The organism is uncultured Pseudoteredinibacter sp. (assembly GCF_947502065.1).
Taxonomy (GTDB): domain Bacteria; phylum Pseudomonadota; class Gammaproteobacteria; order Pseudomonadales; family Cellvibrionaceae; genus Pseudoteredinibacter.
Map to the genome: position 1 here is coordinate 40319 of NZ_CANMYE010000002.1, position 12092 is coordinate 52410.

Genomic DNA, 12092 nt, shown 5'->3' on the forward strand with positions numbered 1-12092 from the left:
GCGATGAATCAGGCAATACAAACCGGTGGCGTGCTATTGGCCAAATTGATGGAAGCCTATGGTATCGATACGGCTTTTGGCATACCAGGTACCCACACCATCGAACTCTATCGCGGCCTCCCCCAAACTAATATTCGTCATGTCACCCCGCGCCACGAACAAGGCGCCGGCTTTATGGCTGACGGTTATGCGAGAGTCAGCGGCTGCCCGGCAGCTTGCGTAACGGTATCCGGCCCAGGCGCACTGAATATCGCCACTGCTATGGGCCAAGCCTTACAAGATTCTGTCCCAATGCTGGTGATCTCAGCCGATAACAATCGCCACGAAAAAGGCTTGGGCGAAGGTCGCCTGCACGAGACCACGGATTTGCAGCGCGCCATGGAACAAAGCAGTGTTTGGGCTCACACTGTATCAAGAGTGGACGAGCTGCCGATGATCTTAGCTCGCGCTTTCAGCATTTTTCATAGCCAACGCCCAGGCCCTGTACACCTTTCAATGCCGCTAGATGTCATCACCGCTGATGCCAGCCATGTTGAGGTTCAAACCTGGCCACTACCAAGCCGACCAGCAGCCAATGAAGCAAGTATTAAAGCGGCCGCTGAATTGCTAAATAGTGCAGAAAAGCCTGTGTTGGCGCTGGGTGGCGGTGCCGCCGATGCCGCTGAGCTCGCCTTGGCGCTGGCTGAAAAACTGGATGCCCCCACCACCCTGACCCATAACGCCAAAGGTATTCTGCCACCCGAGCATCCGCTATTGATAAATAGCAGCCCAAGCTACCAGGCTGTACGCGACCTCTATCAACAGGCCGATGTAATCCTGGGTATTGGCACCGAATTTAGCGAAACGGATTACGACTTTTTCTTTGACGGGGGCTTTGCACTTGGTGGCAAGCTGATCCGCATCGATATTGATGCCACACAGCTGTGTCGTAACGCTCGCCCCGATATTGCAATCCAAGCCGATAGCACTGCAGCCATTAAAGCACTTCTGCCCGAATTAGATTTTACCGCACGCGCTGGTGCGCAGCGCAGCAAGGCTGTGCGCGCAAAGCTCGCCCCAAGCGTCGATGAAAATTACCAAATCTTTTTGGATGCTCTATACGAAGCGCTACCCGAAGCTGCCATTTTGGGCGATTCAACGCAGCCCGCCTACTTCGCAGCAGCACAATTGCAAGCACGCAGTACTCGCCGCTTTGCTTCAGCTGCAACAGGTTACGGTACGCTTGGCTACGCATTACCCGCCGCCTTCGGTGCAAAACTCGCAAAGCCAGAGTTGCCAGTGATTAGCTTAATCGGTGATGGCGGTTTGCAATTTACCATCAATGAATTATCAACAGCCGTTGAAGCACAGCTGCCTATCGCAGTGGTAGTGTGGAATAACCAGCGCTATGAAATGATCGCGCAAAATTTTGAAACGGCCGGCATGCAGCCCATCGCCTGTGACATTCACACGCCAGACTTTTTAGCGATTGCTTCCGCTTATGGCTGTCGTGCAGCGCGAGCTGAAAACCCAACTCAACTTATTGAACTACTGCGTGAACACGGTGAGCACAATATGCCCACAGTTATTGAAGTTCGCGAAGCCGATTTTTTACCTCAATCATAACGAATTAAGAGCCCATCATTATGACTTTCAATGCCCGTATCAGCCAACTATCACAGCGCTTGATCGAAGAATCCTCCGGTGTTTGGGCCGTACACGATCAAGCTTGCGAACAATTCGCTAATGGCGAAGATGTTTATTTGCTATCGGTCGGTGACCCTGATCTTGCCACTCTCCCGTCCACGATTCGAGCGACCATTGATAGCTTAGAAAAAGGCCGCACCCATTATGCGCCGGGAATGGGCGAGAAACATTTGCGTCAAATTATTTCTGATATCGAAATTAAAGCCTCTGGCAAACATTGTGATCCTAGTAATGTAGTCATTTTCCCAGGTGCGACAAACGCTATTTATTCCGTTATGGCCTGCCTATTAAATGACGGCGAAGATATTATTGTGGCCGAGCCTATGTATGTTGGCTACGAAGGGATTTTCAAAGCACTGAATGTCAATGTGGTACCCGTAGAGCTGGATGTAGAGAACCACTTTGAGCTTGATGTAGAGCGTGTTAAAGCAGCGGTTACCGATAAGACTCGAGTGGTCTTTATTAATACACCCGGTAACCCAGCGGGCAATATGATCAGCGAGAGCCAACTTCGTGAACTTGCCGAATTTTGTTTAGAGAATAATTTATGGCTGGTTTGCGATGAGGTTTACTCGATGATCACCTTCGATGAAACTCACACCTCACTGCGTAAAGCTGCGGCAAGTTTGGACAACGTTGTTATTATCGATGGCTTATCCAAATCCCACGCCATGACCGGCTGGCGCCTAGGCTGGACCGTGGCCAGCACAGAGTTTTCGAAACGCTTATTGGATTTCACTTCGTCCACAATCTTTGGATGTTGCCAGTTTGTGCAAGACGCAGCCGCCTTTGCACTAAGCAATGATGAGGAGTATATCCAAGGTGTGCGAGAAGAATATCGCCAACGACGCAACTACGTTTGCGAGCGCGTAAATAGCATCCCTGGAATTTCTTGCCAAACTCCTAAAGCAGGCATGTTTGTTATGATCAAGGTCGACGACCTAGCTGAAAACGGCTTGCGCTTTGCCGAGGACCTATTAAAGAAAGAAAAAGTATCGGTGTTGCCCGGCATCGGTTTTGGTCAAAGCACCACAAACTATGTTCGAGTTTCCCTTGCTCAGCCAATTAATGTGCTTAAACCAGCGTTTGATCGAATCGAACGTTATGCTAAAGCCTTAACAAGCTAAAGACTTCCTTAGCAAAATGAACTGGGCCGTATAAGGCCCTAATCTCGCTCTAAAGAAAACTCCTACCATCTATCTAGATATCCAACATTTGGAATACAAGCGCTTATTCTCACCCCATAGAACATTTCAGTAACGATCGCCATTCATCGATTAATCATCAATTATTACCACTCATCTCCATAAAGTACTAGATTCTAATATACAGGTATCTTTTTTGTTCGCTGTCATGCGGCTTTAAAGCGTAGTTGCCTAAGAAATCACTATGCAGGAGAGACTTGTGTTTCAGTTCAAAAACTTAGCCATTCGATACAAACTACTACTGATTGTCTTAGCACCTTTATTACTCGCCCTCTTTTTTATTGGTAGCAAATTACTACTCCTAAAAGAAAGCTCCGATCAAATGAGTAAGAGCCGAGACCTAAGTATATTAGCTATGAATGCCAATCAACTGGTGCACGAAATCCAGAAAGAACGTGGTATGACAGCTATCTTTCTAAGTAGTCAAGGTGCTCGCTTTGCCGACAAAATCAAAGAACAGCGTAAAGATACCGACAAACTTCTGAGTGCTTATCGAAAGAGTTACAGCGAGTTAAGTTATACGCTAAGCAGCCCTGAACAGAAAAAACTTGGGCAGTCCATTAATCAGCAGCTGAGCGATCTGTCAGAGATCCGCAAAAAAATCGATGCTATAAACATCCCCATCAATGAGGCCCTGGGAAAATTCACAGAGAAAAACAAAAACCTATTAGATCTAAATACTCAACTTAGTCTAGAACTCAATGACCCAGACCTATCGAGATCCGCTACCGCTTACGTGTACTTTTTGCAAGCCAAGGAAAGAGCCGGAATTGAACGTGCCGTAATCGCATCAATCCTCTCTTCAGGTGGCGAGCAAAGTTCGTTGCGAAAGAAAGCCACCACACTAGGCATTGAACAAGAGAAGTTTATGGAACTTTTTAGGAGTCTTGCCAGTGAAGCCTTACTTAGGAATTCAGAAAAGCACCGCGATGCACAACTCTGGCAAAATATACAGAATGTCAGAGATGCCGTTTCGGAAGGGCGTGCAGACAATTCGGTAGAAGCTTCAGATTGGTTTGATATGGCCTCCCAAAGAATAAACCTTCTTAAAAAGGCGGAATTGGCGATAGAGGCCGACTTCCAGAAGATGATGAGTGACAAGAAAGATTCCAGCCAATCAGCTTTCTACACTATTTTAGTTGTCGCTATTGCGGGTATTACCATAGCGGTTTTGCTTTGTAGCTATACCGTAAAAGGAATTACCGAACAACTAAAAACCATCTCTTCAGCTATGTATCAGCTTGGCGAAAAATCTAACCTAAAGGCCCACGCCCAAAGCAATAGCGATGATGACCTTGGCCAACTGGCGGATTCATTCAATGCCATGGTGGCACAGATGCGCACACTCATTCACAACACCAAAGAAGCCGATAGCTCACTAAACAAAACAGTAAGCACATTAGAAAATATTTCAGAGGCGGTAAACGAACAAGTTAATTCTGGACTGGGTCAAACTCAGATGGCCGCCGTAGCAATGAACCAGATGGGTTCTACCGTACAAGAAGTCGCTCAAAACTGTTCCCAAGCAGCTTCTCAGTCTGAGGAAGCCAATTCCTCCGCTGAATCTGGCAATCAAATGCTGCAAGCTGTGCTCAGTGAAATGAAGCAATTAAGCAATGAACTGAGCAGTACCAATCAAGTCATTCAATCGTTAGCAGAAGATAGCAGCGAGATAGGCTCAATCCTGGACGTCATTCGAGGTGTTGCTGAACAGACCAACCTACTGGCTCTAAACGCAGCAATTGAAGCCGCGAGAGCTGGAGAACAAGGTCGGGGCTTTGCAGTAGTGGCGGATGAAGTGCGCTCGCTCGCCTCTAAAACCCAGGAATCTACCGGACAGATTCAAGACAATATCGAAAAACTTCAACAAGGCAGTTCCAAAGCCGTAAGTGCCATCAGCAGCAGTTTGGAGCTTGCCGAAAATACGGCAAAAAGCCTAAACGATAGCAGCGAAAACATCGGTATTGTTATCCAGCAAATTTCAAACTTGAACAAAATGAACATTCAAATCGCAACGGCGACTGAAGAGCAATCTATTGCTGTCGAAGACATCAACAAAAACGTTCAATTCATTCAAGAACAGTACAATAAAACCAGCACTAGCTTAAAGTCATTGAACACCGCCACCGATGAAGTCAGCGATCTATCAAGGAATCTATCTGAAAACGTTAAACAGTTTCAGGTATAGAACAAAAACGGCGAATAGCGTTAAACGCTATTCGCCGCGAATCTTAACCCTAGGGCAAGTAAAAAGATGGGTCGAGCTACCTTAAATCTGGAAGTAATTCGGCCATCAATTCCAAAGTAGAAACCCCTAATACTCTTGATCGTTCTGGTGACCAACCCTCTTTTTCATCAGGAATGTTGGCATTATCTTTAAACGGCATTTCTATGGTGAAAGACAAACAATCAAAACGCTGCCCCACCTGATTACAGGCGATACGTAAATCTGCCTTACCAGGCTCATCTTTGTCATAACCATAGACAGATTGAAAATCTGGATTAATTTCTTGATAGCGACGACGGAATCGCTCTTCTAACTCTTGCAGGCGCAGGGAATAAGCAGGATTGCCTTCACAACCTGCGGTGAACACATAGGGCAACTCTTCATCACCATGAATATCTAGGAACATATCCACGCCAATTCTGTCCATGGCATTGCGCACCATAAGCACTTCCGGGCTAGCTTCAGCACTAGGGTCTTGCCAAGCACGGTTAAGATCGGTGCCAGCGCCATTGGTACGAAGATTACCCGCCCATGAACCATCGGGGTTCATATTTACCACAAAATAGATATCAGCGCCCATTAACAAAGCTTCGCTATCAGGCATGGCGAATAGCTTTTCTAGCAAGCCCTCCATAAACCATTCCGCCATGGTTTCACCTGGGTGTTGACGGGCGATTAACCACAAATTACGTTTTGTAGTATTTTCTGCAGAGCTCGCAAACTTAAACAACTCAACACTGTGGCCATCGACCGTCTGACATTGATCGATTTGCTCACAGCGCTTATGGCTATTAATGGTTGTTAACAGTTGCTGGTGGCGAGCCTTGTCATACGGTGCAAAATAAGAGTAATAAACTTTACCCTGCTCTGACTGATGTTGCCATTTCAACTGGCCATCCTGGTATTGAGCCGGGACACGGAACCAGTTTTCACGATCATATGAAGCAACAACGTTATAATTCTCCCACGCATCAGCATAGGAAGCCTTGCTAGCATTATCAAGACTAAAGCCCATCGTTTGATTGGCACAATTTGATACCGAAAAATAAAACCACTGGAAGTAATCAGCCGCTATATCACGGCGAATCTCTAAGCTAATCTGCTCAGGATTAGTGGCATCTTTTACGACAATATTGCCACCATCAAAGTCGCTGGCGATTGAAACAGTTGTACTCATAGGAATCTCACTTTATTTATCAACACGCAAGGATTACATCCTTGGCATGCAAAAGATGGCGTTCTTATTAATGACGCCTAATGTATCTAGCAGCTCTTTAGAAACCATAAAGAAGCGCCATAAAATAGCCGCACAGTTAAGCAAATTTTTAAACATAAAAAAAGCCCAACTCAGCGCTTATTCCACGAGTTGGGCGAAAGATGCTTCGGCTTTACAGCCGTTGCGGGAGATTTGTTCGCTCTTAGTCTTCAGAGATCGACATTAAAGAGGCATTACCACCAGCAGCGGTTGTATCGGTAGTAATGGTTTTTTCGATAAACAAACGCTGTTCAAAAAATGCCGCACTGGCTTGCAACTGAGTCAAAATAGCGCCTTCACGCTGTGCTAATACAGCTTGCAACTCAGAGCTAAACGCCGGTACTAAAACAGCCGCCAACTCTGGGCTAGCCAAAGCTGCTGCCAGTTCACTGTCATTAATTGCGAAGATAAGATCACTAGGCATATCCGCTTCTTTGGCAAACGCTTGCAGGTGCTGGAACAGCGCTTGATCACCGTCTTGCAGGTGAACCAATAAGGCGTTACCGGCCAATAACGCCGAAATAAGTGGCGCAAAGAAATCACAGTAGCTCTGCCCCTTCTCTTTTAGCGCCAACAAAACGCCTCGAGCATCGTGCCCTAACAAATTGCTTTCACCGGTTGGACCAGGCAATTCTTTAATTCTTGAGAAGCGATCATCCATAGCCTGCAAGCTATCCTGGCTGCTGTGTAGCATTGCCTCAAGATTCGGGAAGCTGTCCAAACCCGCCATATTGGCAAGTAGCCTGCGTAACTGATTCAAGCGCCCATCAAAACCAATCGCGTTCCAACGAGCTTGTGCGAATGAAACCTTAGCTATTAAGCGATCTACCACCGCGTCGCGTTTTGGTTCTGGCAATTGCAACTGGATAGTGTTTGCTACAGAGTCACTGGCATTCTCCATACTCTTCACCAGCGCCTGCAAATAAGCAGGGCCTCCAGCTTTAGGGCCAGTACCTGACAAGCCACGACCACCAAAGGGCTGCACACCGACAACCGCACCAATAATATTGCGATTAATGTAAACATTGCCCACTTTGGCTTGCATCGCAACCTTATCGCAAACGGCCTGAATACGACTATGCACACCTAAGGTTAAGCCAAAGCCAGCACGGTTAATTTGCGCGATAACATCATCCAGCTCACTGCCTTTAAAGCGCACCACATGCACTACTGGGCCGAAAACCTCTTCGTGTAATAAATCTAAACTTTGCAGCTCGTACAAATGCGGCGCAAAATAATTGCCCTGTGGCAAATTACTATCGATAGCACAGGCATAATGTAAGCGCGCTTTTTTATCGGATAACTCCGCTAGGCGTTGCTGATGCGCTTGCAAACGCGATAGCGCAGCTTGATCGATAACGGGGCCCACATCGGTACTTAACCACTGCGGATCACCAACATGCAACTCTGCCATGGCACCTTTAATCATGGTGATGACTTTATCGGCAATGTCTTCTTGCAAAAATAGCACGCGTAAAGCCGAACAACGCTGACCCGCCGATTGAAAACCTGAAGACATAACATCATCAACCACCTGCTCTGGCAGTGCAGTTGAATCTACAATCATGGCATTTTGACCGCCTGTTTCGGCCACCAAGGGCGCCGAGTTTTCTTCACGCGCGGCCAAAGTTCGATTGATCCACTGGCCGGTAGCGGTTGAACCCGTAAACATGACCGCCGCAATGCGCTGATCAGGCACTAGCTTTTCACCTACAGGCTTACCTGGGCCAATAATTAGCTGCAACACATCGGCAGGCAAGCCCTGCTCACGCCACAGTTCGACACAGCGCAGTGCCACCAAACTGGTTTGCTCAGCAGGCTTAGCTAAAACCGTATTACCGGTAACCAAAGCCGCGGCAATCTGACCTAGGAAAATGGCCAATGGAAAATTCCAAGGGCTAATACAAAGCACAACACCGCGTGCTTGTACTTTATTTTCATTAAATAAAGTTTCCGCTTGGCGAGCGTAGTATCGGCAAAAATCTACAGCCTCACGAATTTCTGCAATTGCATCAGGAATCGATTTACCCGCCTCTTTTACACACAAGGCCAAAAATTCATCACGATTGGCTTCAAGCGCATCGGCCATTGCATTCAACAGCTCTGCACGCTCAGCTGCCGTGCGAGCCGCCCATACCGACTGGGACGCCTGAACTTGCTGAAGCTTCCCTTCAATGGCCGACTCGCTATCAAACTGTAGATGACCAATCAGCTCTTCTTGATTCGCCGGGTTACGTACTTCGCTATCGCCTGTGGCCTTCGCAGCCACCGTCAGCCAATTGTCCAGCAAAGCAGTTAAAGCGGCTTTTGCAGGCTCGGTGTGATTACAATCCGTAAGATCAAAGCCAACGGAGTTTTTACGGGCTACGATATCTTCACTTATTGAGGAAAACTCGTTTTCAAAAATATCTTCTGGCAGAGGAATTACCGAATTGCTTTTCTTTTTCCACGACTCAACTGTGGCAAAAGGATCTTCCAATAAAGATTCAACCGGAATCGATTCATCAACAATATTGTTCACAAAAGAGCTGTTAGCGCCATTTTCTAGCAGGCGGCGAACCAAGTAAGCCAGCAAATCGGCGTGCTCACCTACGGGGGCATAAATACGACAACTGATACCTTCATCGGCCACCATATTTTCATAAAGCGCCTCACCCATGCCGTGCAAACGTTGGAATTCAAAACCCTTACGCTCGCTATCCATGGCCAGAATGCTAGCAACACTATAGGCATTATGGGTAGCGAACTGCGGGAAAATACAATCTCTAGCGGCTAATAATTTTTGGGCACAAACTTGGTAGCTAACATCTGTAGATGCTTTACGGGTAAATACCGGATAGCCTTCCAGGCCTTCTTCTTGGCTCCACTTAATTTCCGAATCCCAGTAAGCACCTTTCACTAGGCGAACCATAATCCGACGACCACCTTTGCGAGCCAGCTGTATAATCCAATCGATCACCAAATGAGCGCGCTTTTGATAGGCCTGAATCGCCAAGCCAAAACCTTCCCAACCAGCGAGGTCTTCATCGAGATAAACTGCTTCGATAATATCGAAAGAAAGATCTAAACGGTCGGCCTCTTCGGCATCAACGGTAAAACCAATATCATAGTGCTTTGCGGCAAGCGCCAATTCTTTTAAGCGTGGAACCAGTTCGTCCATTACTCGCTGGCGATGAGAAAACTCATAACGCGGATGAATAGCCGACAGTTTTACCGAAATGCCGGGGCTTTCTTCAGGTCCAGCATTTGCGGCTGCCTTACCAATAGACTCAATGGCATCCATATAGCTTTGGAAATAACGCTGAGCATCGGCATCGGTACGCGCGCCTTCACCTAGCATATCGTAAGAATAGCGATAGCCTTTGGCTTCTTCTTCGCTGGCACGTTTTAGCGCCTGAATAATGGTAGTACCCAATACAAACTGAGTGCCCATAATTTGCATGGCATAGCGAACTGCGCGGCGAATAACTGGCTCGCCAACGCGACCCATGGTTTGCTTTAAAATGCCGAAATTACGGCGATTATTTTCATCGCTGTAATTAACCATCTTGCCGGTAAGCAATAGCCCCCAAGCAGAGGCATTTACAAACAAGGAATCTGAATTGCCAAGATGCGAATCCCAATCACCACCTGATAATTTATCGCGAATCAATCGATCCATGGTGTCTTTATCTGGCACACGCAACAGCGCTTCAGCCAAACACATCAGGACAATGCCTTCGTCGGTAGATAGCGAGAACTCCTGCAATAGTGCGTCCACGCCACCCTTGCCTTCTTGCTCTTTACGGATATGTAAAATCAAATCGCGAGCTTTTTGCCAAATTTTAGCTCTAGAGATGGCATCAATTTGGTCCTGGGCCAATAACTCCTCTACGACTTGACCTTCGTCCATACGATAAGCATTGCGTATACTTTGACGCAATTCGCTCTGGGCATTGTGATTTTCTGGGTACAGCATGAAAGCTCCAAACTACCGAAATTCGAATGTTTGGCATTATAGAGATTACACATCAGAATTAGATTGCAAAAATGGCAATTAAATAGCACAATATTTTGATCTGCATTAGGTATGCGGAATTATAGACTTTAATAACAATAAGAGATTAACGCCTGAGCCCAAATAATCCTTTAGGATTTATGTACTTAGCCCCAAGCGAGCATTGATCTATGAGCCGTAAAATTAAGAGTGACAAGCCCTTTAAACCTGATCGCACCGATCTGGTGATCCTTAATACCCTTCAAAAAGAAGGCCGCATCTCCAATGTAGAGCTGGCTAACCGGGTACATTTAAGCCCCAGCCCATGCCTTGAGCGTGTTCGCCGCTTAGAATCTGAAGGCTATATCCGCAGCTATGGCGCCAAGCTGGATGCCACCATGCTGGATTTAGCCATGGTGGCCTATGTGCAGGTTACGCTCGATCGCACCACAGGCGATGTGTTTGATAACTTCAAGCAAGCAGTGGTGACACTGCCACAAGTGGCCGAATGCGATATGGTTGCCGGCGGCTTTGATTACCTTGTAAAGCTGCGCATGAAAGATATGGAATCGTATCGTGATGTCCTAGGCAAGCTGGTTGATCTACCTGGGGTTGCTCAAACCCATACCTATATTGTTATCGAAAGCGTTAAAGAAGATGCCGGCCTGCCTATTGGCGGCAAAAACTAAAACGAAAAATAGAATTCGAGCGCATTACAGTGCTCGCAGCTGCTCACTCAGCGGATGCGGGCACCAAAAATACTGCCGCCGAATATACTCACTTCCCCAAAGCTCAATAGCATTGTGCAGCTCCACAATGATAGGCTGCAATGCCTGCTCACCCAAGCGATAAGCGTGCATCTGTCCTAGCAATTGCTGACTTTGTTCTGCACTAAGTTGCTGTTTTACATAACCCATAATATGCATAAGGGCGTTAACAATCGCACCACGACTAGGCTCTTGCTTAAATATTTGCATAAACCCCAAGCGGTACTCTTCAAACTGAGCCGAGAAATTATCTGCATTGCGACAAGCCAACAACTTACCTAAACGCTTATAAGCCGGCACACTATAGGCCATCACTGTGTATTTATAGCGACTGTGAAAATCCAATAGCTCGGAGAAAGACTGAGATTGTTGAATCTTGCTTAGCCGATGATGAGCATAAACTGCAACAAGAAAGCGATCCAAGCTTGGCCCATGGTGCAAATCGCATTCTTGCACGACAGGCAAAGCTGGCAAGCGACGTTTTAGCTCGGCGGCAAATACCCCATCAATATAGCGAGCCTCTGAATTAGCTTGATCACTGCTTCGTTGATCACTAATGAGCTGTGCACTTGCCAATGCACAGCTAGGCGAGCGCTGCATAAATATATAGCCATTTAAATTTTGGCAGGCTCGAAAGATCTCCTCACAGCTTTGAATCATTGCAGGGGCTAGATTCTCTTTAAGATCTAACTTCCCTTGCTGGCCAGGGTTACGCCTAAGCTCGACAGCACCAGCATCTTCATAGAGTGCAATCGTTGGCCTAGGCACTCCAAACCCAGCACTGAGCTCCGGGCAAAAGCCATGCATTGACAGCAAACCAGATAAACTGGCTTGCAATAATGCTGAACGCTTATGGGCACCATCATAGCGAACCGACTCACCCAATAGACAGGCACTCACTCCGAGCGCAGGCTTACTATCTGCGATACTAGAGTCCAAACTGTCCATATTAAATCCTTAACTACAAGCACTTATG

7 protein-coding genes are annotated in these 12092 nt (G+C 46.9%); 4 read left to right on the forward strand and 3 right to left on the reverse strand.

The window, feature by feature from the left end:
* Positions 1–3 precede the first annotated feature (3 nt).
* The 3 genes from Q1A41_RS06935 to Q1A41_RS06945 all read left to right on the forward strand — a co-directional run bounded on the left by Q1A41_RS06935 (position 4) and on the right by Q1A41_RS06945 (position 5079).
* The gene (locus Q1A41_RS06935) at positions 4–1605 is read left to right on the forward strand and encodes a 5-guanidino-2-oxopentanoate decarboxylase (RefSeq protein WP_299976283.1); all 1602 of its coding nucleotides are present in this window, start codon (positions 4–6) and stop codon (positions 1603–1605) included.
* A 20-nt stretch (positions 1606–1625) separates the two neighbouring features.
* Entirely contained in the window at positions 1626–2813 is a 1188-nt protein-coding gene (locus Q1A41_RS06940; protein ID WP_299976286.1) for a pyridoxal phosphate-dependent aminotransferase, read from the forward strand.
* Between the two features lie 277 nt (positions 2814–3090).
* Positions 3091–5079 carry a nitrate- and nitrite sensing domain-containing protein gene (locus Q1A41_RS06945; protein ID WP_299976289.1) on the forward strand — a complete coding sequence of 663 codons (1989 nt, stop codon included), beginning with the start codon at positions 3091–3093 and terminating at the stop codon, positions 5077–5079.
* Positions 5080–5155: 76 nt separating this feature from the next.
* Here Q1A41_RS06945 and Q1A41_RS06950 read toward each other — a convergent pair whose 3' ends face one another.
* The gene (locus tag Q1A41_RS06950; RefSeq protein WP_299976292.1) at positions 5156–6295 is read right to left on the reverse strand and encodes a M14-type cytosolic carboxypeptidase; all 1140 of its coding nucleotides are present in this window, start codon (positions 6293–6295) and stop codon (positions 5156–5158) included.
* A gap of 241 nt (positions 6296–6536) precedes the next feature.
* Positions 6537–10331: a bifunctional proline dehydrogenase/L-glutamate gamma-semialdehyde dehydrogenase PutA gene (putA, locus tag Q1A41_RS06955; protein ID WP_299976295.1), complete on the reverse strand. Its 3795-nt coding sequence runs from the start codon at positions 10329–10331 to the stop codon at positions 6537–6539.
* 209 nt (positions 10332–10540) lie between these two features.
* Between putA and Q1A41_RS06960 the strand changes: the two genes are divergently transcribed.
* On the forward strand, positions 10541–11038 hold the full coding sequence (locus tag Q1A41_RS06960; protein ID WP_299771805.1) for a winged helix-turn-helix transcriptional regulator: 498 nt from the start codon (positions 10541–10543) through the stop codon (positions 11036–11038).
* A gap of 24 nt (positions 11039–11062) precedes the next feature.
* Here the strand turns inward: Q1A41_RS06960 and Q1A41_RS06965 are convergent, their stop codons facing one another.
* Positions 11063–12064, reverse strand: coding sequence for a DUF523 and DUF1722 domain-containing protein (locus tag Q1A41_RS06965; protein WP_299976298.1), 1002 nt, complete (start codon positions 12062–12064; stop codon positions 11063–11065).
* Between the last annotated feature and the right edge of the window lie 28 nt (positions 12065–12092).